Genomic DNA, 25,528 nt, shown 5'->3' on the forward strand with positions numbered 1-25,528 from the left:
AAAACCAGCAAAGTTTATGGGGTTCTAGTTAAGGACTTACTTCCGCTACTAAGCAGAAGCTAGTCCTTTTAATTTAGAAAAAATGCCGAATAATGAAATGAATCCTGCAAATTAAGCAACTTGCGGGACTATTTTTATGACCGGATTATCTAAAAATCAAGCTCTACCACCAATGGCAACAGGATTATTCAGACTTTTATTTGGTCAAGACCTGTTGGGCAGACTAATATATATAATTTTAATAAAAATTTAACTAAAAAAGGTATACAAAAGCTTTTTTAGATATAAAATATAGTTATCTTAAAAAAGGAGATATTACCAATGAAATTTAAAAAACTAATTTCTACTGTATTATTATCTGCCGCCCTTGTTGGTGGTGGGCTATTTCATGCCCAGTCAGTAGAAGCAGCCTTAAGCAAAAAGCAGGCAATTGCAGTTATTGCAAAGGATGAACAAAATCCCACTAGTTTGCAAATGGAACAAACAACAACGACCAAATATAGGAAAAAGACTACAACTACCACAGAACAATCCGTTTTTAATAGTCAAAAGGGGTTATTTCACATCATCAGCACAACAAAAACCGGAAAGAAAACTGAGACTACTGAGCAATGGGTAGATTTAGACAGCAAGCGCCTTTATTCTAAGCAAAAAGGCCAATGGCAGTACGATACCTTACCAGACTTTTTGATTACAGAACTAAATAAACTAAAAAATAGTAAAGCGCTTAAGAAATATAATAAGGGTATTTATCAGGAAATGGGCAAGAATGCCAAAATCACCAATAATAATGAAACTTACACGGTTAAAGGTAAAGTTAGCGGTAAGAAATTATTACGAAGTACTCTAGGGATGCTAGGTCAAGCAAATACAAAATCCTTACTAAAGAGTTTTAAATTTAGCAATTGCAAGTTTGTTTACACCATTAAGGATCAAAAAGTTGTAAGTACCTATGTTAGCCTTAAAGCAAGTTTCGCCAAAACTATACATGTTCGAGTAAAGCAAAGTAAGAGTAATTTTGGTGACTTTAACGACTTACAATTACCCGATGAGGTTAAAAACGCACCGGCTAACCCGTTAAAATAATATAAAGTGTTTTTAATAATTAAGAGGTATTTAATCATGAAATTTAAAAAACTAATTTCTACTGTATTATTATCTGCCGCCCTTGTTGGTGGTGGTTTGACTCACGCCAAAACAGTTGACGCAGCGTTAAATAAAAAGCAGGCTGTTGCGATTGTTAACAATAAAAAGGCGGAACCAACCAGTGGCCAATACGTTTTCACCACTAAGATTAAAAGTGGTAAGCAAAAACTGGGTTTTGATGCCCATGGCACCTTCACTACCAAGCCTCAACTAGTGCAATCTATTACTACTGTCAGAGCTGGTAAAAACAAAGGTAAAGTAGAACAATGGGTTGATCTGACTTCCAACCGCCTTTACACCAAAGTAGATGGTAAATGGCAATATATACCTCTTGAAGACAGTGAAACTGCACAGCCGGACATGCAAAAATATGAAAGCACAATTAAGAAATTTACCAAGAGTGTTAAACATGATTTCAACAAGAATGCCCGTCTTAGTCATAAAAAAGGCGTTTATACTCTCAAAAGTAGCGTCAGCATGACTAAAGCAGCCAAAATGTTAAACCAGATTTTTAAAGATTATAAGGTAGACACCAAGTCTTTCAAAAAACACGTTAAACTCAGCAAATGCTACGTTACTTTCACTCTGAAAGACGAAGAAGTAACAGACTATGCTGTTTACTTTAAGATGAATTATGATAAAAAGACACCAGCATCTTTCAAACTTAAAATGTTTGGCTTTGGTGGCTCTGATTCTTTAGCTCTTCCTGACGAAGTCAAAAATGCGACCCCAGACCCCAGCTACAACTAAATAATCTAAAATGATAGGGTTCTCCAGATCTATTCGATGAGATAAAATAAGGGTGTTAACTCTTTTAAATATTTTCACCAGTAAATTGGAGGTCCAAAATGAAATTAGGTATTATTGGCAGTGGCAAAATTGTCCATGACTTTTTAACCACTGCTGCTAAAATTGAAAATTTGGAACTAGCAGCAATCTCTACGACTAAGCGCAGTCGCCATATCGCTGAAGATTTAGCTAAGCAGTACGGTATTAAAGAGGTCTTTGCGGATAACGATCAGTTGTGCAATGACGACAACGTAGACACCGTTTACGTCGCCGTACCTAACTTTTTGCATTATGACGTTGTTAAAAAAGCCGTTTTGGCTGGCAAAAATGTTATTTGTGAAAAGCCCTATGTTGAAACCGTTGCTCAAGCTCAAGAACTTAAAAAAATAGCTGATGATCATAACGTAATTATTGTCGAGGCTATCACCAATATTCATTTGCCAAATTATAAGGAAATCAAACGAAAATTAACCAAAATAGCGCCTATTCATATCATCTCTTTGAACTATACGCAATACTCCAGCCGCTATGATGATTTCTTGCAGGGTAAGATTGCTCCCGTTTTTGATCCGGCAAAAGACGGTGGCACCTTAATGGATTTAAATATTTACAACATTCATTTAGCCGTTGGCCTTTTTGGCAAACCGGAAAAGGTGCAATATTACCCAGTGATCCAACAGCATATTGATACTTCCGGTATACTTAACTTAGTTTACCCAGATAAGCAAGCTGTTTTGATTGCTTCAAAGGACAGCTATACTACGCCAAGATCCTTTATTGAGGGTGAAAAAGGCACTATCTATTTTGATGGGTCAACAGGTGTAATCAAAAACTTTACCATTGAACGAAGAAATGGTGAAAACAGTGAATTCAACTTTAATCAATTTGATCATCGTATGGCGAGTGAATTTACAGACTTTGTTAAAATTATTGACAATCACGATACTGCCGCAGCTGACAAATTGTATGATCATAGCGTAGCTGTGATGGCTGTTCTAGCTCAAGCAAAAGAGTCGATCAAATAAATAAAATTAAAAGCGCAGTTACCTCTAATTTTTAGAAGAACTGCGTTTTTGAATATAAAAAGAGGCCTAAAAGTCCGGTAAGACATTTTAGTATTTATCAGGGATACCGTTTAGGTCTCTTTTGCTAGTAATATTAAATATTATTTACTTTGAAGGAGTATTAGCTGATGAACTGCTAGAACCAGTTGAACCAGCTGAGCCGTTGGAACTAGTTGAACCAGTTGAACCGTTAGAACTAGTTGAGCCAGCTGAGCCGTTGGAGCCAGTTGAGCCATTAGAACTAGTTGAGCCGGTTGAACCGTTGGAACTAGTTGAGCCAGTGGAGCCGTTAGAACCTGTCGAGCCGGTTGAACCGTTAGAACTAGTCGAGCCGGTTGAACCTTTAGAACCAGTCGAGCCGGTTGAACCGGTTGAACCAGTTGAGCTAATTGGCGTAACGTTTGTCTCTTCTTTAGCTAAAGCACTTACTTTAATGTATCCAGCTGAAGTTGAGTAATATTTCTTACCCTTAATTTTAACAGTACCACCATAAACGGTAACTTTTTGGCCTTTACGAACTTTACTCTTCTTTAAAGCCTTACCGCTTCTGGTTACCAAAACTGTGTTTTTAACTACTTGAACAGTTTTACCATCAACATTAACGGCTTTAATATATTGGTTTTTGCCAATCTTATAGTAAACCTTGCCTTTAACAGTCTTTTTACCAAGAACACTAACCTTTTGGCCAACCTTAACTGTTACCTTAGTCTTAACTAACTTCTTGCCTTTTTGCTTGTAAACAGCAGAATTTGCACCAACTTTTTTAGTTTTATTAGCTTTTTTAGCAGCACTAACTTCAGTTGGAGTACTACCTAAAGCATTGACAGGCAATTGATTTACGCCAACTGCTAACAATGTTGCACCAGCTACAGAAACTATCATTTTTCTATAAAAACTATTTTTACTCATATTGAGCCTTCCTTTTTCCATTGACAACATTTTGACGTACTTAGTTAAAAATTAAGAACGCTATAACTCCTATTGAGTTACATGGCTTATATTTTAGCACTATGAAAAAAGAATATAAATATTAATAAGTTAATTCTTTAACTTTATTTATAAGTCTGACTAAAAATGATAACACTGTTACTATAAATAATTTGCTTTGCCAGTAACTGAAATATTACTGTTATATTGTTATGGCATCACAACCACAGCCGAATAAACGGTGGTTTTCTCAAAGGCTGCTCCTAAACCAATTGTTCTGGCAGCCGGATCAAGCAATATGTCTCGATATTTCCCATCTCTAGTTATATTATTGTTAAGATATTCATAAAGAATGCTGCTGGCAACCTCTTCAGTTGATCCACCATCAAGTGCAAGTTCTAGCATGTTTGTAGTGCGATTAATAGTCCACTCCCACGAAAAACTAGCAATACATTCTCCCAATATGGGATAATCAATGCCCTTTTTTTGAAAAGCCTTTTGTAAAATAGACGTTCCAGATTTATCATAAAGTCCAAAATTCTTGATCAAATCTTGTGCACGTTCTTGAACAATCTTGTCATAAGTAGGGTCTGCTGTTAATTTGCTTAAACCCCGACTAATCCGCTCCTGATTAAGTTCTCTTAAAAAGACTTGCCTAAATTTACTAGGTGAAAATTCATTTGTGTGAGAATCTGAAACATTCTCATTAACGGCAATAGGATCTGGTAAATTAGCGGAGGCTGTATCCTGAGCTGCATCATCAGAGCTATTCGGCTGATCGGGATTCACCTTATCTTCTGGTGTTTTAGATTCAGAGGTATTTTTATCATTAGTTTCCGTTTCTTCCGGAATTACATTAGCACCGTGTGCATCTGCAAGATTATCCGCATTATGTGAATTTTGTGCAGTATTGCTATCATTAGAAACTTCAGACTTATCAGAGTTCTCTGCCCCATTTGCATTTGATGCACTATTAATATGGTTATTCTTAATTTCACCCTGAGTAGTCTTATTCACATTAGGAGTAAAATTATTGCTTGGCATATTATTCAAGCCGTAACCATTAAATACCAAAGTATTGGCATTTTGCGTCTTATTATAATCAATACTTTTTGCCAATTCGTTAGTAATATTTACTGCAGGCGACAGAGTTTTAATCACCTGCTCAGTTGATTTCACCGTTGAATTTATCTTGGCTAACACACCCTTCCTGATGTAACCGTGGCTAGTGGCGTAGCATTTCTTGCCCTTAATTACTTTTGATGCGCCAAAAATCCTGATTTTTTGTCCTTTGTGAATTGCTTTTACTTTTTTGCCATTTCGAGTATAAAGTACCGTATCTTTGGTTACTTGATAAATTTTACCTTGAATGTTAACGGCTTTAACAAATTTATTTTTACCAATGCGATAAAACAGTTTGCCCTTAACAGTTTTTTGGCCATAAATACGTACTTTTTGACCCGCCTTGATGATTTTCTTGGATTTAACCAGCTTTTTGCCCTTACGGACATAGACAGCGGAATTGGCTCCCACCCTTTTTATTCTTCTAGTTCGACTACTTTTCTTAGCTGCACTTACTTTTTCCGGCATGGCATTTAAGACACTCGGCGGCGCTTGCTTTAAAAACCCTGTCAGTAAAGTCACAGTGGTCAAAGAAACGATCACTTTTTTGCAAAGATTATTTTTACTCATATCTAAACCTTTCAATATTTAAAAATGGAAATTATTATAACTATACAAAAGTATATTTTAACTGAGAATTAAAAAATGCTGACAGTCACTTCTTAATTTTTGTATTATTTTCTAACTGAGAAAAATTCGCAATTAAAAAGGACTGATTGTCAAAATCAGTCCTTTGTTAGTCAGTCTAATTAGTAATTATTTTTTGCCGATAATCTGGCGCATACGATCGGCCGCCTGATATTTTGCGGTGAAAATCAGTTCATCACCTAATTCAATGACAGTATGACCGTGTGGCACCAGCCACTCTTGCCCCCGACGAATACGGCTGACGGTGATGTCATGAGCCACGTCCCAGTCCATCAGTTGGCGACCCGAGTACTGCGTATTACGGACAACAACAGAGTAAACAGCATTTTTAGTATCACTCAAGACACTGTAGAGAGCAGGCGATTCGATTAGTGCCCGTAAAAGTGCGGAAGTAATATTACTCAAGTCAAAGACTTCCATACCATTCTTGCGCAAGTCCTTGACCCTGGCAATATCAGCACGCTTTTGACAAATAATAATGCGCTTGAAGTCACCCTGCTCTTGTGCCAGCTGCCCCAGCCGCAAATTAGTATCGTCAGACCTCATGGCCGCAACGAAAATATTACCAGTAAAAGCACCAGATTGTGCCAAGCTCGCACTATCCAATTGGGATAATAATTTTAACTGTGGCACGCGGCTTTTATAAATATGATAGTGTTCGTTACTGGTAGTATACATCTTAACCGAATACCAGTTATCATGCAGGTCGAGCATTACGGGGACAGTCAAGGCATTAGTGCCCAAAATCACGACTTTTTCCTTAATGCGATCTTCTGCTTTCAATTCAAAAATGGCGTTAAATAAAATTGGGCACAGAATGCAGACGATCACAGCAGCCAGGATAAAAACATCTGACTGCAGCCGCGTAATAACGTTTAACTTACGTGCTACTGCTAAAGTCGGAAGGACTATAGTAATGGTAGTTGCAGTTAAAAAGCCCCCGGCAATACCATTTCTGCTGCCGAATTTTTGCGCGTAAACCAGGGCAACAGGTGCTTTAGCCAAGAACAGAAACAAGATTAATATTGGTAATAAGATCAGTGATTTTGGGTGGGCCAAAAGTGACCTTAAATTAAGTTTTACTCCCGTCATGATAAAGAAAATAGGAATAAAGAAACCATAGCCGATTGAGGTTAACTTGTCCGCTGTTTCCTGACTGGGTTCCAGCAACTTCATGACAATGCCGGCTAAAAACGCCCCCAGGATGTTTTCTACTCCTACTCTCTCTGCTACCGTAACCAAAGCAAATATTAGAAAGAAAGCTAAACGAACATCTAACTGAGTGGTTGATTTTGTCACTTTTACAAACCACAAGTAGGGCTGCTTAAAGCGCCACAATAATAAAATAGCAACGCCAAAGAGCAGGATAATCAGCCACAACTGCTTAGTGTTACCGCCATTAATGGCTGCATAAACCGTTAAGAGCATTAAGGGAATTACTTCCCCTAAAACCGCAGTTAGTAAAATTGTCTGTCCGATGGGTCTGTTTAAAATATCCTTTTCCTTTAAGGTAGCAATCACCACGCCCAAAGCAACAGTCATAAAAATGATGGTTGCCAACATGACGTCCCCAAATAAACCCAACACTTTTAACAATAATGCTAAGCAAATAGACAAAATTGTCACACCTAAAAAGGCGTTGAGTGCCACTTTAAAAGGGGCAATCTGACCCTTTTTTCTTTTGGCTTTTTGCCCTGGCTTTAACAAGTCAAAGTTAATTTCCATTCCTGACAAAAATAGCAACAAAATCACGCCTAAATTTGACAGAAAAGACAGGTCATGGGTCGGTCGGACGAGATTGAAGCCACTTGCACCTAACACAATACCAATAATAATTTCTGCAACTGCAGTCGGAACTGCATTAACCCGCAAACGTGCCATTAATATAGGCACTACCAGCGCAAACAAAACAACTAAGAATAAAGACAACTGTGCCACAAGGAATGCCCCCTCATTTATTCTTAGTCGATTATACAAGAAATTGTCAAATGAAGAAAATAATACGGGTAAGAAATAACAAAATGACCCCCAAACTTGGGGGCCATATCATAACCTGTTTCTTTATTTGCTATTTAAAATTAGCTGCTTTGACAAAGCGGTTGGTATCAATTGGATAGTACATTTTGCCACCAATATTGATGCGACCGCCATAAGTGCGCACAGAAGTACCACGTAAGAGTTTTGCATTATCACAGCGAATTCCGGTAGTATCATAAACATAAGCATTATGAGTTAAAACTCGCTTAGTACCAACAATGTTGCTGGCAACAACGTATTCATTTTCACCAATTTGTAAGTACTTTTTACCGTTAATGACTTTCTCTTGCGCTACAGTCACCACTGTACCTGCAGTTTTCAATGCAGCAGTAGTACGATTGCCCTGGGCATCATAAGTATAGGCATCGTGCATTAAAGTCTTGTTGCCAGTTGGTGCCTGAGAGACGGGGTCAGAATCAGTGTTAGAATCAGAAACCACCGGATCATTTGTGCCAACGTTATTATCTGGCACTGTGGTATTAGAAGTTTCAGCCGCCTGCAAGTCATAATAATATTTGAGCAAGGAGAAAAAGTCATTCATCGAATAGCCCCATTTTTGGAAGTAGCCATCCGGATCGGTATGATTGGTACCACCTAAAAAGCGCGATACAGCGTGGTGCGACCAAATAGTTCCCGTGCCCGTATTTGAAGCATTCACGGGCGTGATGTCATAGCGGTGCAATAGTTTTGCGGCATAGATAGCATCATTATTGACGCTTTTAGCAAATTTATTGCGCGTATTTTCCCGGCACAGTTCAATTTGAATAAAGCGGTTGTTGGCAATTGCGCCCGCACCCCAAACGCCGTAGTTGGGCGTCATCATTTGAATAACTTGCTTACTGTCGACAAAAGCATGAACGTAGGAATACATATTCATCCATTCACGGTTGAAGTAAATAGCTTCGTTATAGGCGGAAGCTCCAGGGGTAGCAGTCTCATGGATGACAATACCCTCAGGTGTTCCTTTTCGATACTTGATTTTATTGCCTTTAGCATAAAATTTGTTATACTTAATATTCTGTGTCTGCAACATTTGATACAAAAATGTTTCGCCGACATAGCTGTTTTGTTTTGCGATTGAATTAATTGAGGCAGCTTCAACTACCTGTGTGTGATTAACATTAAAAATAGGTGCAACTAAACCTACTCCGATAGCAATAGTAGTTATTAGTTTCTTTATCTTCATCTAAATTTTCATTCCTTATTTTCTGCTTTTTACCGTTTGACCTTGGTCTAGAAATTGCCTTTCTTAATATATTGGTGAATACCAATTCTATAATACTTATGACCGTAAATATTAATTGCACTGCCAAAGGTTGCGACTGACTGCCCCTTCTTCATCACCAGCTGATTGTCACGATTGCCGTAATCGTTATAAACATAAGCGTTCTTTTTTAAAGGTCTCACTGTGCCATCAATATTGCCACTGGCAATATACTGGTTTTCGCCAATACGGTAATATTTTTTCCCATTAATAGTTTTAGTACCATAAGTCGCAATTACTTTACCAGTGTTAGGCACCTTGATGGCCTTGAGCTTTTTAACACGTTTACCCTCAGAATTATAGACATAAGAGTTGTGCATTAAAGTCTTGTTGACCTTTTTTTCACCCTTAGGGGCTTGCGAAGCAGGAGGAAGTGCGCTGCCCAAGTCTAAGAGCGTATCATTAACCCAGCCCTTGCCGGAGATATACATGCGCTTTTTACCATTATAATAGGTAATGGTCTTCGTAACGGTAACGGCATCGCCCTTAGCAACGGAATCAGTCTTAGCTGAAACCGAGTGATCAGTGGGCCAAGCATAAGTAGCGCCCGCTTTCTTGACGACATAAGACTTGCTGGTGTTTGAGACCGTAGGGTCATATTGCGTCAAATTGTAGTTAGCAATTCTGGCATTCAAGGTCGTGTTGTACTTGCTGTCAGTCGCATACGTACCAGTTAGCGCCTGAGTGGCATCTGTATAAGAAGCGGCGTTTTCCAACCATGCTCCTTGATAGCGATTAGGCTGCCAAGTTACACCTAAGCGGAGCTTCTTGCCGTTATCATCAAATGAATCCTGACAGGAGTCGTATTTTCTAAACTTAGCAGTTACGTAATAGCTCTTGCCGTTCTTATCTTCTTCACGAGTCTTAGACGAATATGTTGCTCCGGGCCAGTCGTCATTAGCTTTCATACCAAATAAGTTATTGGCATTAACTGCCAAACCCGACTTGCCCCAATTAGATTCTACGATTGCCTGGGCAATCATCACTGAAGGATATAAGCCGTATTTCTTTGATACCTTCTGTGCCTGTTTAGACATAGTATTTAAAAACGTAGTTTCAGCCGCAGTAGCTGCAGATACTTTCTCAGCACTTACTGGAGAATTGGCAATTAAGTTGTTGGTAACCGGCATTACCACCGCTGAGGCGAGGACAGCTGTCGCAAAACCAGTGATTAGTCTTTTCTTCATAAATAATATTTCCTCCTTAACCGACACCTTTATTGTATCGGGCAATTTGACTATAAACAATAGCTGCACTTGAATTGTAGTCAAAAAGTAATATAGATCGTTTTTATATTACAAATAGTAATTATTTTTCTAAAATTTCACGTAAGTGAATTAACAAATTATGCTTGCTTCTCTGCAGCTGAACTCGGCTCACATGGGCTTCTTGAGCCAAGGCACTGATAGTTTGACCACCAATTAAGTGATTAATAAATACCAGTCTTTCTATCTCGTTCATACGAACAAGTTCACCCTTAAGAACCAGCTGATTATTCCAGTTAGTCATTAATGTAGCTTCTGTGAGCGAATCAAAGGCAATTTCTTCTTCTGATTGACGCTGCTTTTTGCGCAACAGATCAATAGTGTGCCAGATAATCTTACGAAAACTCAGCCGATCTACTTCAGATCGCTTCTTATCTGCTAATTTAGTTAACATTTCCGCGTATATTAAAATACCTTCTTGAAAAAGGTCTTCATAATTAGTATAGTCCACTCTGACGTGGGCGGCTTTTAAAGCGCCTCTAACTAATTTTTGGTTATTCCATGCTGTTAAAAATGCTTGTTGGTTAATCTTCATTTGTGACGTTTCCTTTATGTCATTTTGTCACAAGCGCTTGTGCTCCTATAGATTAACAAGGTTTATTAAAATAGCAAAAACATAAAATGAGGCGTTTATTATACTATCACTGACTTTTTTAATAAAAGTAAAAATTTCCCTAATCCTAGTTGCAGATAGCCTAATAACGCGCAATTTCTGGGTGAAAAAAGAGTTAAAAAAATACACGAATTAATTACTTAATTCGTGTAGCAAGCTAATATAAGCTGTCGGGTCTCTTGCTGGAATAGTAGGCCTTCTTATGTGCCTCGGTCATTTGGGGCAATTCATAAAAATCTGCCAAGTAGTTACCGTAGCGTAGATGCTTTTTATCCAGAACTTCCGTCATAATGCTTTTGAGACTTAAATTGGCCAGAGATTGATGCGGATGAAAATTAGCCGGTTGATCAATCAGGGATTTGCCATGAAATTTCCTAACCCGCCAGCCTAAATTCTGCTCTAAATGATTGCTGTTGAGCACATAGAGGGCATGGTTAAAGAATAAGCTGTTACCGATCTTTTCTGTTAAATGGCGACTACAGTTGCGGTAAGCAAAAAGGTATTTGTTGTCACTAATACTGACAGTTTCAAAGACAAACATGTGGTTCTGCAAGGGTTGATAGTCGGCCATTTGATGAAGCGCAACCCAGTCAAGATTACTGGTGTTGTAGCTGCGAGTGGAAAAATAAGCCAGTCTGCCAGTAGCTATGACGTTGTGTCCTGCTAAACCAATTTGACGGGCAAACTCGCACTGAAACTCAAGTCCGGCAAACAGGCACTTTTGCGCAAATGAAGTCAAGTGAGACTTTGTACTACGACCACTTAAGACTATGCCGCACTTACTGTCAAAAATGGCGCTTTTGAACTTGCCCCACAGCGGCTGATTTTGAAACTGGTACAAGGCAATGGTACTGGCACTAACACAGTATTCTTCATCAAACACCAGATAGTCTAAAATCTTCTTATCTTCTGCTATGCGCTGGCGCAATAACCTTTCTGACCAAATGGGGTAGTCTTTACTTGGGGGTAAGTTGCAAATGGTATCATTTTCTTTTATCATTTAAGCTTCTCCTAATTTTAAAATTGATAAAAGCTATTATACCAGTATTGTTATCGCTTGCATAGCTTAAAAAGGCAACAAAAAAACGGAAATGTATTACATTTCCGTTTTCGTGTAATTAATTAAGAATTAATTACTTAAAGTTAGCAACTTTAACGTATTGCTTAGCAGGACCGCCGATACGGTAGTAAGCCTTACCATTCTTGAATGTGTAAGGTGAACCAAAGGTAACAACAGTTGATCCCTTCTTCAATACACGTCTGTCAGCACGCTTCTTAGAGGTCTTGTAAACATAAGCGTTGTGTGACAATACACGAGCAGTACCGTCAATGTTGTCAGCCATTACGTATTGGTTGTCACCAATCTTGTAAACAAGGCTGCCATCTGCAAGCTTAGTTGGGTCACCGTAAACATTTACAGTGCTGTAAGCAGCAAGTGTCTTAGTACCAACACGCTTGTGGTCCTTGTCGTAGATGTATGAATTGTGCATAATCTTCTTAGGTGTAGCAGCAACTGGTTTAATTGAACCATCAACATACTTAGTTTCTACAAACTTAGTTGAGTTAGCTGAGTTAATACGAGTGTATGATTTACCATTTACAGTTACAGTACCGTAAGTAGCAATCTTGTCACCGTTCTTAACAGTTGTCTTAGTATCGGTTACTACATTACCACTGATGTCATAAACTGGTACGTTATCAATGTCAGCTTGAACAGTAGTGTAAGTAGCACTTGGATCGCCAACAGTTATGTAGAACAATACAGAACTAGTCTTACCTTCAGCATTAGTAGCACTTACAGTTACAGGGTAAACGCCAGCAACAGTTGTATTAACCTTAGTTGTATCAACCTTAACAGGAATAGCAGTATTGTTATTTTCACTCATAGTAGCTGAGAAGCGACTAGTGATCAAAGGCTCGTTTACTGTACCATTAAGGGCAACGTAATTAAATCCTTCACCGTTAACGTTAACAACATCGCCTGTACCAAAGTGTGCAGGTGTGTTAGCTGATTCACCAGCAAATTTGATTCTTGGGAATGAGAAGTCTGCATCAACAGCATCTGGATAAACTGTTACATTAAAGGTACTTGTATTTCTACCTGCTGCAATATTTACAGGGAATGTAATAGGTGCGGAAGGCTTTGCAAAAGTACCATCTGAGTTGATAGTAATTGCTTTAACAAGACCATCTCTAACATCTTGAGCTAGTTGTGTAAATCTACCACTAATAATTCCAGCACTATTTGCAGTATTGCTTGAACTAATTGAATCTACACCAACACCATATTTTGCATTAATTGCATTTACAACAGCATCTACACTATAGAAACCTTTAACAAGGCCAACTGAACCAGCAGCTGCACGTCTATTATCACTCTTAGTGTAAACATATGGTGCACCTACCATGGCCTGGTAAGATGTCTTAAATGATTGAGCCAATACAAATTCGTCACTTTCACCTCCAGGATTAGTAGCAACAATTTGTCTTGTACCACCATTTACATTTAAATTATATGTTTGACCAGGGTTTAAGCCAGTAATCTTAGCATATCTATTTGCTGCAACATAATCAGTACCCTTTTCCAAGGTTGATACAGGCTTTGCACCACTCTTAATAGTTGCAACACCATCAGCAAAAGTAACATCATCTTTTTGGTAAATGAAAGTATCTCCACGAGTTACAACTTTTGCATTTGGAACATTTGCATTTCCACCATTAAAATGTAAGCCAAAAGTTATAAATGAAGCGGCTTCACCACCGTTAATACCTTCAGCGCCAAAAACATCAAGTCCTGCACTAAGGGTGTAATAACTTGGATCAGCAGCACGTGTGCTTACATCAGCTGATACAGTTGATACAGTACCTGCAGCAACTGGAGCAACAGCTAATAAAGCAGCAGCAGCAGCACTAACAATTCTTAAATTTTTCTTCATGTGGTCTTTCCTCCTTGTGTATATACAAAATAGTAATAGACTATAGGTTCAGTCGTTATGAGCCTACATTGTTACAACACCCTTCGAGCCGAAATCATAAGTTTATAACTCTTATGAGGTAGCCTTCAAGCTGAAGAACGCGCATGCGTACAGGCTATCGAACCTGAAGCATAGCTATTACTTACCACATTTCATATTGTACTAACCTTTTGCTTAAATTGCAAGGCATCCAATTATTTTACACACTTTTGTAACAAACGCTTACAGCTGTAAAATAGATATGTAAAGTTCCTATTTCTATAAAAACGTTGTGCAGCAATGCTTTGCAGGTTTTCTGGCTAATTTTAGTCAAAAATATTTTTTTATTTACCGGTAAATTTTACAAAATAATAACAAAAAACTTTTTATAAAGTAAAAAAGGCTGCACTTAACAATCTGAGTGCAACCCTTTCCTTTATTAATATCTACTCTCGTTTTAAAATCCGTCTGACTTTAGCAATCAGTTTGCTAATCAGTTTCAGTATCTGCAAATTACAGAGACTGATCCGCAGTATTATCAAACAAACTAGTAACAGTTCGTTCAACGTATGCAGCAGATTGAGGAGTTTGATATAGACTCACCCCTTCTTGTTCAAATGCATCAGCATTTGCTATTGTAGTCATTGCCGTTTTAACTTCCGCGCCAGTTAAGTTGACCGCAGCGTTAGCCAAGGATAAGTTAACCTTTTTACCTGCACCATTTAAAAATACTAGTTGTAAAGTCTTGGTTTTAGTTTCCATATTATATACTCCTATCCCACTTAATTATTGACTGACTGGTTTTAATCTCTTGCTAATGAAATGCCCTGCTTTTGAATTAAGGTTGCCGCTCCCAGTTCATCGCCTTGCAGCTCAGCCAATGCGTTTCCGACTTTAGCTAAACTGTCTGCTGCAACGCCCCGTTTAACATTCTTCAAATTACGTGTTTTAGCACCTTGTTTGCCATACTTGGAGTTTAAAAATGTGTATTGGACTGCTTGATCTAATAATGCAAAATTCATAGTATCTTTCTTCCCTTTTTTAAATTATCTTAATGCTGTAATCAACCCGCGCGCCAGATGTCTTACACTATTACTAACGAATTGGCACTGCAAAATGTAACTTTTTTAAGTGTGATTTTTTAGCTAAAACAAGTGAAAAAACACCATTAAGTAGTCAAATCTACTTAAACCATCTATAATTAAACTAAGTATGAGTAAGGAGGATAAATTCCTATTATGAAAAAAACGACAATTGGTACAATTGTGGCAGTAGTAATTATCGCTATTGGTGGTGGCGTTTTTTATGCCACCCAAAAATCTAACAGTGATAAAGTTAATGCTTCCTATAACAGTGCAATGACTACCGGTAAAAATGCAGTTGCTGACAAAGACTACTCAGAAGCAAGCTCCGCATTTGCCAAAGCTTTCAGAATTAAGAAGACTGACCAGGCTAAAGCTTATAAAAACCAATCGGACAATATGACTTCTGCAATTAAGGCTACTAAAAAAGGTAAATATGATGATGCCTTAAGCAAAACTGCAGACGTAATTCAAAGCAAAAATGGCTACTCCGTTTTAGTAAAACAAGGTAAAAGTCTCAAAACCACCATTAAAGATGTGCAGGATAATTACGAGCACGAAATTCGGCCTATCTTTCTTGCTGCATCCCAAGCCGAACTGAATAAACAATACCTTAAAGCCGCTGACGAGTATCAAAAAGTTCTAGACCTGCCATATATCGACGGGCAATACTACAGCCAATATAAGAAAGAAGCAGAAAAGGGACTGAAGAATAACCAAAAGGCTGCTAAAGATGGCACAAACGGTAACGCAGCTCAAAGCTACAAAGCTATTTCCGGTAAAGGACCAGACACAGGCAATGCTGGTAAGACCGGTGAAGGAGCAATGGGCAACCATAAAGTAAACGGCAAGACTGTTTCTAAGAAGCAGATTGCGCAATTGCGTAAGCGTGTAGCTAAGTTTGGTTATGACGCTACTTCCTGGAGTCCACAAGACTTAATTGATCTTTACAGAAAATCTGGCAGAACTAAGCCAGGCAAGATTACCAAAAAAGACATCCAAGATTATCTCAGACCATAATCATTCTTTTTAGATCTCTAAATTAAGCAAAATCGCCTTGAACTGCTAAGCTGCAATTTAAGACGATTTTTCTTGTCAAAGTTTTAACTATTCAGCAGTTTTTTGTGAGTGGGTAAAAATGCTATAATTTTATTAAAATTGAGAAAAACTACTATTATGTAAAGGGTAAATTGCTCCAATAGTTGCTTTTATAGTCTAAACTCTGTAAAATGACTATTGACTTTCACGTTTCCTATTTTTATTAAAGGAGTGTCTGCTTTGACTGATAAAGAAAATAATACCAAAGAGAAAGATAACGAAAAACAACAAGAAAAGGATAAGGAAAAAGCTAGAAAAGAAAAGGAACTTAAGGTTGTCATGCCTGAGGCTGAGTGGGCTACCATGCCGCAGAAAGAATTCGCGCAGCAGCCAGACTACCTTATAGTCTTCGCTGATTTCTACATCGCACAATTTAATCAGCGCGACTTAGAAATCATGAACTTATACGATACTAATTCCAACATGGTGGATATTAATCACTATCTTCTTAACAACATTCACTTTACCCGCAAAGAATTAGTTAAGCATGTATTACAATATCATGCCCAAAATTTCCAAAATATAATTGATGAAATTGCGGCTAAAGATGGTGTTGAAGCAGAAAAAATGACATCATACAAGGATTGGGATAACTGGTACGAAGACCGTCGCAATAAAATTTCAGCTTCTTTATCATAATTTACTTGTACTAAAGCAAAAAAAAGAACAAAATAGATACTTGAATGAGAATGCCACATTGACATTCTTTTTTACTTAAAAATGAATAGTTCAATCTTGTCTATGGGAGTACATATTTACTATGGATAAAAAGAAGAAGCGGATCTCAGCTGCCGGTTTGTTAATTACCATCGGTATCGTTTACGGTGATATCGGCACTAGTCCGCTCTATGTAATGAAGTCAATCGTTACGGGTAATGGTGGTATTGCCAACGTTGATCGGGAACTAATCTTGGGTTCAATCTCGCTGATTTTCTGGACAGTCACGCTGCTAACTACCGTTAAGTACGTTATGATTGCGCTTAAGGCCACTAACCGTGGTGAAGGTGGTATTTTTGCTTTATACGCTTTAGTACGCAAAAGAGCCAAGTGGCTGGTGATGCCAGCATTGATTGGCGGGGCAGCGTTATTAGCCGATGGAACATTGACGCCGGCCGTGACCGTCACAACTTCAATCGAGGGACTAAAGAACATGCACTTTGGTTCCCACGTTCCCGTTCCTAATCAGAATGCCGTCATCATTATTACGATCGCCATTCTGCTGGTACTGTTTTCAATTCAAATGCTGGGCACCAGCAGTATTGGTAAAGCCTTTGGCCCGATTATGTTTGTCTGGTTTACCTTTTTAGGTTTGATCGGTATCTATAATATGGCTAACGACTGGTCAATTCTGGAAGCACTGAATCCGGTTTGGGCAATTAAAGTCCTTTTCAGTCCATCTAATAAAGCCGGCATTTTCATTTTGGGTTCAATCTTCCTGGCTACCACTGGGGCCGAGGCGCTGTATTCTGATGTTGGTCATGTTGGCAAAGGTAACATTCGCGGATCATGGCCATATGTCTTTCTTTGTCTGTCACTTAATTACTTGGGACAAGGGGTATGGATACTGCAGAACCCGCACTACCAAACTAATGGCGGTGAGCTCAATCCTTTCTTTGAGGCTGTACCGACTGATTTGCGCCTATTCGCTATTATTTTAGCTACAGTTGCCGCCATTATCGCCTCCCAGGCTTTAATCACCGGTTCATTTACACTGGTATCCGAAGCAAGTGGTCTGAAATTCTTACCACGAATGAATATTAATTATCCTACTACTAAGCATGGACAAATTTATATTCCTTCCGTTAACAAAATGATTTGCGTTGCTACTATTGCAATCGTCATTTTCTTCAGGACTTCAGAACACATGGAAGCAGCCTACGGTCTGTCAATCACGGTCACAATGTTAATGACTACCCTGCTTTTGTTTGAGTATTTGGGTTCAAAACACCATCCGCTAATATTGCGCCTGTGCTTTTTACTTGCCTTTGGCTTTATCGAAGGCATGTTCTTAATCTCCAGTCTAACCAAATTCATGCATGGCGGTTATGTCACCGTCCTAATTGCCGGTTTCATTGGCGTTATCATGTTCATTTGGTACTTCGGCAATAAAGTCCGCGACAAGCACGAAGGTGCTCATTCCTACGTACGTTTAGATGAATACACCGATATGTTAACGGACCTAAGTCATGATGATGATTACCCTACTTATGCGACTAACTTGGTCTACATGGCTAAAGTTAAATACAATAAGTTTATTAAACGGGAAATCATGTACTCCATCTTGGATAAACGGCCTAAACGCGCTCAGGCCTACTGGTTTGTCACTGTTAACATTACCAACGAACCGTTTACAGCCAGATACGCCGTTAATACTTTTGGCACTAAAAATGTCATTAACGTGCAGCTGTATCTCGGTTTCAAGAAACAGACCAGTGTCAACGTTTATCTGCGCCAAATTGTCCACGACTTGATTAAAGACGGCACCATTGAGGCTCAACCGCAGGAATACACCACTACCCCTGGTCGTAAAGTCGGCGACTTTTCATTTGTAATTGTTAATGAAGTTGTCAGTCCTTTAACCAGACTAAAAGGCTTTGAAAAAGTAATGTTAAAAGCGCGGGTATGGCTGCAAAACCTGTCTTCCAATCCTGCCTCCTGGTTTGGCCTGGAATACACTGACACGGTGGTCGAGCAAGTGCCTTTGATTTTAGGCAAGCCAAGACACAACTTGCACATTAAGCGGGTTGCACCACGTGACTATTCCAACCTAAAGAAAAAAGATACTGAATAATATAAATAACCGTCCACGACTTGTTAGAGTCGGGGCGGCTTTATTTTAAGCAAAAAGCGTTTATAATAAGTGATATGAAGAAATCATGACTAAGTAGTAAAAGTCTAGTCAAACAGATAGCAGTTGATCGAGTTAGGATAGTGAGGTGTAAGTACAATGGATAGAAATATTTTTCTTAAGCAAATGATCGCATTTGCTGTGAGTAAAGGCATAAGTGAAGACCAAGCCCAGCGAATTATGAATAAATATATCGATAAGCTTGAAGTGAGTGACTCCATTGTACAACACATTGGACCTGAATATTATGCTTATCAAATTTTAATTAATGAAAAGTTGGTAGATTTTGTGGCTCTTTAGTTTTTAAAACTAATTAACCCCATAAACCAAATCTCTTTTATTAATCATATGTCTAAACTAGTTATATGAAAACTATTCAAACCAAAAACGCACAAGCTAAAGTCTAGCTTATGCGTTTTTTAATTACTTTGTCAATTATGGAATCAAAATCAATGGTAATTAATCTTGTTGCTTCGGAAAAAATTTTCTTAGAATTTCACTGTCAAACAGATTCTTTCTAATTTCTCCATCTTGCGTAAAATCTTGATGACTTCCTAAACTGCAATTTAAAATATTACATTTGCGCCAAGTTTTTTGCGATTACTTCTTGTCTCCGTTTGGTCCAAATAATAACTAAAGCTATAGCTGCATAAATAGTCACTCTCAAAATGGTTCCCTGCCAATCCATCATAGTAGGTTGCACTGCAGACTTAACTGGATTGCCATATTCGCCGATACCAGCTTGAAGAAATAGAATAAAATCATATAAGCCATGATAGGTCATATTTAACAGTAGCGAATGTGTGTAAAGGTAAATAGCAGCAAGTACCAACCCCGCGCCACTTACCTCAAACATTTGGCGCAAAGTAGTTAATGGCGTTTGATAGGCAATGTTGGTGATATGCCAAAACCCAAAAAGTAGACCATCAAATAACACAATTAAGTATATACGATACTTACTGCTTTGAAAAATTTGCGCAAGAAGAGCAATAACTAAAAAACGCATTAGCCATTCTTCAGCAATCCCTGTTCGTATAGCTGACCCGATAATACCAAGATTAATTTGATCAAAATAGTAACTCAAAGTATCGGCAATGTTATCAACTTTGGCTAAAGGGGATAAAGCAATTAAAAATAAAACTCCCGCTAAAAGCAAAGTTATTAAGCTGGAAAACAGAATTGAGTCATTCCGACTATATAGAAAGTGTGGTTTTTGTATTTTCCAACTGGTCATTACCAAAACAGTAATGATGATTAAAACAGGAATTCCAGACAAACCCGAATTATTTATCTGGTGCAATACCTTGTTGTACCGTAAAGTTCCGGCAATCTTGCTTACAACCCGGACGTCATAGACAACAAACATCAATAGCAAAATTCTGCCCCAATTATTGTTCACCCGACTTAAGGCTAATTTAGCCATTGGAATATACATGATAAGGGAATAAAAAGTAACCAAAAGCATCCAGAAAGTGCCATTGATCAAATGATAGTAATTCAGTAATTTTGTTAGCAAAGACAAACTAATTGGCAAAGTGTAACAAATTGCTATAGTTTCAATGTAATGGTTAATCAATTGCCATCTTTTCGGCTGTTCACTTTCAGTCTGTAATAAAGAAAATTGTAAACAAACAAAAATAAGAGAGAGTGAAATGGCAAGCTTTTGGCTTTGATTAAAAAGATTTCTATTAACAAAACCCAGAGTAGCGCAAATTAGTAAGATCAATATTTGTCCCACAGTTTGTGCTAAATGAAAAATTTTTATTATCCGATTTGTTTCTGATGTACGTGCTGATACAGCGTTTTGATTGAAATTCTTCATGGTAACTACATTATAGTAAATATAAAATGTGTTTCAATATATCTTTAATCCTTTTTTAAAATAAGTAAAATTATTATTTACCTTTACAAAAAAAGCCATTGTTCTAAATGATTAGAACAATGGTTTTTGATTTATTACTAATAATTACCAAATATGTACTCGTTTTTCTGGGTCGAGCCACATGCCATCTTCAGGCTTAACATCAAAGGCTTTGTAAAAGTCATCTTGACATTGGCTTTGAACGTTGGCACGTAATGGACCAGGTGCATGAACGTCAACAGCGGTTTGACTCTTAATTGATTCAGTCAGTTGCTTATTAGCCCAAATGCGTGCAAAGTTTTCAAATAATTTCTTTAAGTCATCATTTTCATTCTTTGCGGCTTCAACAGCAGCAGTTAAACCACCCTGGTCAGCAATATTTTCTGAAACTATTTGCTTACCATTGAGTTTAACCGGACCATATTCGATGCCATCAAACAAATCAATTTCAGCTTGTGTCCGCTTCTTGAATTCGGCGTAATCCACATCAGTCCACCAATTAGTCATGTTGCCCAATTCATCAAATTGTGCACCATTGTTGTCAAACGCATGTGAAACTTCATGAGCAATTACGGAACCAATACCACCAAAGTTAGCTGCTCTGTCTTGCTTTAAGTCATAGAATGGCTTTTGCAAAATGGCTGCAGGGAAAGTCAGATCATTTCTCTGCGGATCATAGCAGGCGTTAACTAAATTACCAGGCATTGCCCATACTGTCCGGTCAACTTCCTTGTGCAGTTGCTCAATGTTGTACTTTTGTTCTGCAATAGTAAATGCACGTTCATTTGCATAAAGGCTGCCACCTTGACTTGCAGGGATAACCTTTAAGCGATTATAAATTTCCTCGATTTTATCCGGATAACCAATTTTCAAGACCAAAGCATCAAGCTTAACAATCGCACGCTTTTTAGTTTGTTCAGAAAGCCAGTCATTATTTTGCAGGCGTTCCTTATAAACGTCAAGCATACGATGAATCATATCCTCAACGTCTTTTTTAGCATCTTCGCCAAAATAAGTTTGACCGTAATAAACGCCGACTACTTCACTAAAGGCACCGTTGGCAATGTGGTAAGCTTGCTTTTCACCACTAGACAACTTAGGCTGGCCATATAAAGCCTGGCTAAATGGGAACGCTGCTTCTCTGAAGTCTTGTGACAAAGAATCAGCAGCCGCATTAATAAAGGTAACAATCATCCAGCCCTTGATTTCAGCAAAGTTTTCTTCATTGATAATTTCGTTAATGTGATCCAAGTAGCGTGGTTCTTCAACAATAATTCGTTCTGGTTCTTCGCCAATTGCTTCTTTCAAGTAGTAAGCAATCTTGAATTTATCAAACTTAGCTTCAAAGTCCTTAATCTTCATTGGATTGTAAGTAGCAGGATAATCTGCCCACTCCTCTGTAGACTTAACGATCTTAGATAGCTTAGCATCAAACTTAATAGCATCTGCTGCATATTTTTCTGCTTGAGCTTGAGCAATACCAGCCATGGTTAAAAGCTTAACTGACTGCTTTTGCAAAGTATCTAACAATTGAGGTGCATCAGGAGTTTGATAAGTTGTAGTGTCAGGCAAGAAAGTTCCAGGACCAGCAAAATACAAAGCATTAACTTTGGTATTCTTCATGTCAGGTTCAACGCTAAAGCTAAATGGGAGCAAGGCAAAAGTTGCTAAGTCAGGCGCATTTAAGTTGTAGTCAGAAAAGTCCTTAATGCCGTCAAGAATAGCTAAATCGTCCTTAATCGGATCAGCACCTTCTCTATTACGCTTGTCAAAATCGCCTGCTAATTTATAGAGCTTAACTGCCTCACCTAAGTTAGGAACGTTCGGCACTTCTTTTTTACCAGATGCAAAATCGGCAAAATCCTGCATTAAATGCTTTTCAACATCTACATCGATGCCGTCAAATGAAGCCATCCGTGAACGGTCTTCAGGAATTGTAGTATTTTTAATCCACTCAGAATTAATAGCCAAGTAAAGGTTGTCCTGTGGACGAGCGGCAACATTAGGTTCAATAATATCGCCACTACCGCCGCGAACAGCAAAATTTTTATTCATTCAGAAAGTCCTCCCTTTTATATCTAAATTAAAAATAGACTAAATTAATCTTATCATTTTAATCAAACCGTTAATATTAAAAAGCCTTTACAAAATCATTTATAAAGTGTGATATGTTTACGCAACTTTGCGTGAAGGGGCAATAACATTAGCACCATCAGAAAAATACCGCAGGCAGCTGTTATGAAAAACGGGATGTAACCCGCACGATCAATTACCATCCCGCCAAATAAGGGGCCAAAGGCCTGACCAATACCGCGGGCAACATTAATTTCCCCCTGGTATTTACCCTTACTGGTTGCGGGGGATAAATAGTTAATGTAAGCAGGAACGGCAGGAAAAGCTGTCGCTTCACCTAGCGTCAGAACAAACATTGACAGTGCAAAATGGGCGAAGTCCTTGGCAAAAATCAATGTGGCAAAAGAGATTGCGAACATGATCGTGCCAAAAATAATTTGCTGAAACAGGTTTTTAAAAATATGGGGAAAACGGGCCAAAATTACCTGGACAGTAACTATGATCGCACCATTAAAGGTCCATAGTAGGCTATACATGTGGAAAGGTATTCCCAATGACACCATGTAAACCGACAGGTTGGACTCCCAGTTCATATACATTAACCAGGTCACAGCTAAAGAAACCAAAAATCCGACCATCAACATCACGTTATATTTTGGCATAGGAATTGCCTTGGATTGTGCGTCCTTTTTAACACCATTCTTTTTACGGTTTTGGTGAAAAGTGCTGATTGGGCGATAATGGATAGCCGCGTTGACGCAAGCAATAGCAAATAAAGATGCTGCCAGAATAAATAAAAATTCAATTGAAAAATCATAGAGATAACCGACAAGCAGAGTACCAGTGACAGTACCAACGTTTTGCGCAAAATAAATCAAATTGAAAACGTAGCGTCCTGAATATTTGCGCAGACTCGTCGCAATTGAATTAATCAGCGTGCCGTTCCAGCCACTGATACATCCCGTCATAATCAACCAAATCCAATATTCCGGCCAGCCATGAAAGAATGCCATCATAAACAGAACCAGCGCATCAAGTCCTAAACCAGTGACAATTAACGGGTAGGGGTTCAGGCGATCGTATAAGCGCCCGGCTAAAAATGAGCCCAAGACATTGCTGGCACAATTGCAAAATAAAACAACCCCTATTACAGAAAGGCTGATGTGTAATTGCTTGTTTAAATAAACCGAAGTTAAGGGCCAAACAAAACTTGACCCAATCCACGTGGCCAGTTCCCCCAGTAACAGCCAACGCAGCTTAATTTCTGTTTCTTCATTAGATCCGTGTTTAAGTTTCATTTATTCAGTCCTTTCTTTTTTTAAATTCCATTTACCAGTTTAGCAAGAAGTATTAAAAAAGAACACCCCAAAACTAATAACTAACTTGGTAAAAAGATAGTTTATATCTAAAAAGATGATTACATGCCTTGCTGCAATCATCTTTGTTATTATGCAATGGAAACAGGCCTAAAAGAACTGGCCCTTATTTTCCTGGTAATACTTTTGGTAGCGTCCTTTATAATTATGAAACATGTATTTCAAAAGCAGCCACCGCTTAAAATTGCGATCCTGATCATAAAAGACAGTTGTACCATAGCGCCCTTCATGAATCAGTTCTTCGGCCATCTGTTTAGCTTCATTGTCCACGGCATATTCCTTGAACACGCTCACCGGAATACCCAGCCACAGTTCATGCTTTGACTTTAATTTGTTACCGTAGATTGGTTCCTTGTCCTGCAGTGAATCGTAAACATAATCGTCCACGTACCATTTGGCCAAATTATAACCATTAAGGGTCACATAGAAACTTGAACGGCCCTGACGCAAATTAATTTCAAAGAACTTATATTTACCATCGCGGGCATCATATTTAATGTCAAAGTTAGCCATCCCCGTGTAATTGATTTTTTCCAAAAATGCTTCAACCTGCTCGTACAGCTTTTCATCATAATCAGGTAAAATCGCCATATAATTGCCGATTGACTGAGGTGTGGGATCTTCCAGCAAAGGATGACCCATACACATCATCTTAACATGATGATCCTTATCAACATAGGCATTTAACACCCGCATGTTGGAATCATCACCGGGAATGAAGTCCTGCAGAATTAAATCTTCTTTGTAGCCATTTTCATAGATTTTTGTGACAATGTCGCGCAATTCAGTTTCATTATGAATGGTAAAAGCCTTTTTGCGACCTTCAAATTGCACGTCAAGCCAGGATACCGGATCTTCCGGCTTAAGCTCCAGTGGGTAGCCAAAAGGCAGTTCCAAATAATTTTCTGCCTTGTAATCTGCCATAGTCACAATTTTAGTCTTAGGGTACGGCAGACCATACTTTTCCGCAATTTGATAAAAGTTTTCTTTTGAAATTAATTTTTGTAAGAGGTCGTAGTCCACGTAAGGTACAACAAATACCTGCTGTAGTTCTTCTTTGTGTTTAGCAAGCAGTTCTGAATAACCATCTCCGCATGAAATCAAAATCACCGGTTCTTCATGGTCTTGGTAGAGTTTCATTTGCTTGCGCATTACTTCAATAAAAGTGGGATCTTCACTAAAACCCTGATGTAGTTCCACACTAACAATTTTAGAATAACGCGTTGCTGCCAGCTGGCTGTCAGCCAGTGCTTTCACGCTAATACCATAAGCCTCGTTAAACGATCGGGCCATGCCGTAAACATTAATGTCACTACCAAGTAAAATTGGTGTAAAGTTTCGTTTCATTAATAAATTCTGCT

21 protein-coding genes are annotated in these 25,528 nt (G+C 38.4%); 7 read left to right on the forward strand and 14 right to left on the reverse strand.

Translation table 11 applies throughout. From position 1 onward, the window contains the following. Positions 1-321: 321 nt before the first annotated feature. The 3 genes from LDX54_RS08295 to LDX54_RS08305 all read left to right on the forward strand — a co-directional run bounded on the left by LDX54_RS08295 (position 322) and on the right by LDX54_RS08305 (position 2,960). Complete coding sequence (locus LDX54_RS08295; RefSeq protein ID WP_265667461.1) at positions 322-1,086, forward strand: hypothetical protein; 765 nt, start codon at positions 322-324, stop codon at positions 1,084-1,086. Between the two features lie 36 nt (positions 1,087-1,122). Next, a complete protein-coding gene (locus tag LDX54_RS08300) occupies positions 1,123-1,896 on the forward strand; it encodes a hypothetical protein (protein WP_265667460.1) in 774 nt (257 codons plus the stop codon). A gap of 98 nt (positions 1,897-1,994) precedes the next feature. After that, positions 1,995-2,960, forward strand: a complete 966-nt coding sequence (locus tag LDX54_RS08305; protein WP_265667459.1) for a Gfo/Idh/MocA family oxidoreductase — start codon at positions 1,995-1,997, stop codon at positions 2,958-2,960. A 144-nt stretch (positions 2,961-3,104) separates the two neighbouring features. On the opposite strand, the gene LDX54_RS08310 is transcribed toward LDX54_RS08305, so the two are convergent. The 10 genes from LDX54_RS08310 to LDX54_RS08355 all read right to left on the reverse strand — a co-directional run bounded on the left by LDX54_RS08310 (position 3,105) and on the right by LDX54_RS08355 (position 14,851). Beyond that, on the reverse strand, positions 3,105-3,908 hold the full coding sequence (locus tag LDX54_RS08310) for an SLAP domain-containing protein (RefSeq protein ID WP_265667458.1): 804 nt from the start codon (positions 3,906-3,908) through the stop codon (positions 3,105-3,107). Positions 3,909-4,136: 228 nt separating this feature from the next. Beyond that, on the reverse strand, positions 4,137-5,618 hold the full coding sequence (locus LDX54_RS08315) for an SLAP domain-containing protein (RefSeq protein WP_265667457.1): 1,482 nt from the start codon (positions 5,616-5,618) through the stop codon (positions 4,137-4,139). A gap of 186 nt (positions 5,619-5,804) precedes the next feature. Next, the gene (locus LDX54_RS08320) at positions 5,805-7,634 is read right to left on the reverse strand and encodes a cation:proton antiporter family protein (RefSeq protein WP_265667456.1); all 1,830 of its coding nucleotides are present in this window, start codon (positions 7,632-7,634) and stop codon (positions 5,805-5,807) included. A 130-nt stretch (positions 7,635-7,764) separates the two neighbouring features. Beyond that, entirely contained in the window at positions 7,765-8,919 is a 1,155-nt protein-coding gene (locus LDX54_RS08325; RefSeq protein WP_265667455.1) for an SLAP domain-containing protein, read from the reverse strand. A gap of 47 nt (positions 8,920-8,966) precedes the next feature. Further along, positions 8,967-10,184 carry a glucosaminidase domain-containing protein gene (locus tag LDX54_RS08330; protein WP_265667454.1) on the reverse strand — a complete coding sequence of 406 codons (1,218 nt, stop codon included), beginning with the start codon at positions 10,182-10,184 and terminating at the stop codon, positions 8,967-8,969. Between the two features lie 121 nt (positions 10,185-10,305). Continuing rightward, a complete protein-coding gene (locus LDX54_RS08335) occupies positions 10,306-10,797 on the reverse strand; it encodes a sigma-70 family RNA polymerase sigma factor (RefSeq protein WP_110446615.1) in 492 nt (163 codons plus the stop codon). Positions 10,798-11,032: 235 nt separating this feature from the next. Next, positions 11,033-11,875, reverse strand: a complete 843-nt coding sequence (locus LDX54_RS08340; RefSeq protein ID WP_265667453.1) for a hypothetical protein — start codon at positions 11,873-11,875, stop codon at positions 11,033-11,035. Positions 11,876-12,008: 133 nt separating this feature from the next. After that, positions 12,009-13,811, reverse strand: coding sequence for an SLAP domain-containing protein (locus LDX54_RS08345; RefSeq protein WP_265667452.1), 1,803 nt, complete (start codon positions 13,809-13,811; stop codon positions 12,009-12,011). A 531-nt stretch (positions 13,812-14,342) separates the two neighbouring features. Continuing rightward, positions 14,343-14,591, reverse strand: coding sequence for a DUF2922 domain-containing protein (locus LDX54_RS08350; RefSeq protein WP_265667451.1), 249 nt, complete (start codon positions 14,589-14,591; stop codon positions 14,343-14,345). 41 nt (positions 14,592-14,632) lie between these two features. Continuing rightward, a complete protein-coding gene (locus tag LDX54_RS08355; RefSeq protein WP_265667450.1) occupies positions 14,633-14,851 on the reverse strand; it encodes a DUF1659 domain-containing protein in 219 nt (72 codons plus the stop codon). Between the two features lie 216 nt (positions 14,852-15,067). Between LDX54_RS08355 and LDX54_RS08360 the strand changes: the two genes are divergently transcribed. The 4 genes from LDX54_RS08360 (at position 15,068) to LDX54_RS08375 (ending at position 19,157) form a co-directional block, all read left to right on the forward strand. Continuing rightward, the gene (locus LDX54_RS08360; protein WP_265667449.1) at positions 15,068-15,931 is read left to right on the forward strand and encodes a hypothetical protein; all 864 of its coding nucleotides are present in this window, start codon (positions 15,068-15,070) and stop codon (positions 15,929-15,931) included. Positions 15,932-16,189: 258 nt separating this feature from the next. Next, positions 16,190-16,648, forward strand: a complete 459-nt coding sequence (locus LDX54_RS08365; protein ID WP_110446621.1) for a hypothetical protein — start codon at positions 16,190-16,192, stop codon at positions 16,646-16,648. Between the two features lie 121 nt (positions 16,649-16,769). Beyond that, positions 16,770-18,800 (forward strand): KUP/HAK/KT family potassium transporter, encoded by a 2,031-nt coding sequence (locus LDX54_RS08370; RefSeq protein WP_122026534.1) that lies wholly within the window; start codon positions 16,770-16,772, stop codon positions 18,798-18,800. A 156-nt stretch (positions 18,801-18,956) separates the two neighbouring features. Continuing rightward, entirely contained in the window at positions 18,957-19,157 is a 201-nt protein-coding gene (locus tag LDX54_RS08375) for a hypothetical protein (protein ID WP_110446623.1), read from the forward strand. A gap of 274 nt (positions 19,158-19,431) precedes the next feature. Here LDX54_RS08375 and LDX54_RS08380 read toward each other — a convergent pair whose 3' ends face one another. The 4 genes from LDX54_RS08380 to LDX54_RS08395 form a co-directional block, all read right to left on the reverse strand. Next, positions 19,432-20,679 (reverse strand): CPBP family intramembrane glutamic endopeptidase, encoded by a 1,248-nt coding sequence (locus tag LDX54_RS08380; RefSeq protein ID WP_122038047.1) that lies wholly within the window; start codon positions 20,677-20,679, stop codon positions 19,432-19,434. 144 nt (positions 20,680-20,823) lie between these two features. Continuing rightward, positions 20,824-22,773 carry a M13 family metallopeptidase gene (locus tag LDX54_RS08385; RefSeq protein WP_122038048.1) on the reverse strand — a complete coding sequence of 650 codons (1,950 nt, stop codon included), beginning with the start codon at positions 22,771-22,773 and terminating at the stop codon, positions 20,824-20,826. Positions 22,774-22,868: 95 nt separating this feature from the next. Next, positions 22,869-24,089, reverse strand: coding sequence for an MFS transporter (locus LDX54_RS08390; protein WP_187157305.1), 1,221 nt, complete (start codon positions 24,087-24,089; stop codon positions 22,869-22,871). A 168-nt stretch (positions 24,090-24,257) separates the two neighbouring features. Beyond that, positions 24,258-25,514 carry a carboxylate--amine ligase gene (locus tag LDX54_RS08395; RefSeq protein ID WP_265667448.1) on the reverse strand — a complete coding sequence of 419 codons (1,257 nt, stop codon included), beginning with the start codon at positions 25,512-25,514 and terminating at the stop codon, positions 24,258-24,260. Positions 25,515-25,528 lie beyond the last annotated feature (14 nt).

Source organism: Lactobacillus sp. IBH004 (assembly GCF_026185255.2).
In the GTDB taxonomy this organism is placed as follows: Bacteria; Bacillota; Bacilli; order Lactobacillales; family Lactobacillaceae; genus Lactobacillus; species Lactobacillus melliventris.

What these genes read in the sequence shown, in the direction of transcription:
- LDX54_RS08310 (WP_265667458.1), bottom strand. Translation starts at nt 3,908, where the DNA reads ATGAGTAAAAATAGTTTTTATAGAAAAATGATAGTTTCTGTAGCTGGT.
- LDX54_RS08315 (WP_265667457.1), bottom strand. Translation starts at nt 5,618, where the DNA reads ATGAGTAAAAATAATCTTTGCAAAAAAGTGATCGTTTCTTTGACCACT.
- LDX54_RS08355 (WP_265667450.1), bottom strand. Translation starts at nt 14,851, where the DNA reads ATGAATTTTGCATTATTAGATCAAGCAGTCCAATACACATTTTTAAAC.
- LDX54_RS08390 (WP_187157305.1), bottom strand. Translation starts at nt 24,089, where the DNA reads ATGAAACTTAAACACGGATCTAATGAAGAAACAGAAATTAAGCTGCGT.
- LDX54_RS08350 (WP_265667451.1), bottom strand. Translation starts at nt 14,591, where the DNA reads ATGGAAACTAAAACCAAGACTTTACAACTAGTATTTTTAAATGGTGCA.
- LDX54_RS08305 (WP_265667459.1), top strand. Translation starts at nt 1,995, where the DNA reads ATGAAATTAGGTATTATTGGCAGTGGCAAAATTGTCCATGACTTTTTA.
- LDX54_RS08385 (WP_122038048.1), bottom strand. Translation starts at nt 22,773, where the DNA reads ATGAATAAAAATTTTGCTGTTCGCGGCGGTAGTGGCGATATTATTGAA.
- LDX54_RS08370 (WP_122026534.1), top strand. Translation starts at nt 16,770, where the DNA reads ATGGATAAAAAGAAGAAGCGGATCTCAGCTGCCGGTTTGTTAATTACC.
- LDX54_RS08330 (WP_265667454.1), bottom strand. Translation starts at nt 10,184, where the DNA reads ATGAAGAAAAGACTAATCACTGGTTTTGCGACAGCTGTCCTCGCCTCA.
- LDX54_RS08300 (WP_265667460.1), top strand. Translation starts at nt 1,123, where the DNA reads ATGAAATTTAAAAAACTAATTTCTACTGTATTATTATCTGCCGCCCTT.
- LDX54_RS08325 (WP_265667455.1), bottom strand. Translation starts at nt 8,919, where the DNA reads ATGAAGATAAAGAAACTAATAACTACTATTGCTATCGGAGTAGGTTTA.
- LDX54_RS08335 (WP_110446615.1), bottom strand. Translation starts at nt 10,797, where the DNA reads ATGAAGATTAACCAACAAGCATTTTTAACAGCATGGAATAACCAAAAA.
- LDX54_RS08380 (WP_122038047.1), bottom strand. Translation starts at nt 20,679, where the DNA reads ATGAAGAATTTCAATCAAAACGCTGTATCAGCACGTACATCAGAAACA.
- LDX54_RS08345 (WP_265667452.1), bottom strand. Translation starts at nt 13,811, where the DNA reads ATGAAGAAAAATTTAAGAATTGTTAGTGCTGCTGCTGCTGCTTTATTA.
- LDX54_RS08395 (WP_265667448.1), bottom strand. Translation starts at nt 25,514, where the DNA reads ATGAAACGAAACTTTACACCAATTTTACTTGGTAGTGACATTAATGTT.
- LDX54_RS08295 (WP_265667461.1), top strand. Translation starts at nt 322, where the DNA reads ATGAAATTTAAAAAACTAATTTCTACTGTATTATTATCTGCCGCCCTT.
- LDX54_RS08375 (WP_110446623.1), top strand. Translation starts at nt 18,957, where the DNA reads ATGGATAGAAATATTTTTCTTAAGCAAATGATCGCATTTGCTGTGAGT.
- LDX54_RS08340 (WP_265667453.1), bottom strand. Translation starts at nt 11,875, where the DNA reads ATGATAAAAGAAAATGATACCATTTGCAACTTACCCCCAAGTAAAGAC.
- LDX54_RS08360 (WP_265667449.1), top strand. Translation starts at nt 15,068, where the DNA reads ATGAAAAAAACGACAATTGGTACAATTGTGGCAGTAGTAATTATCGCT.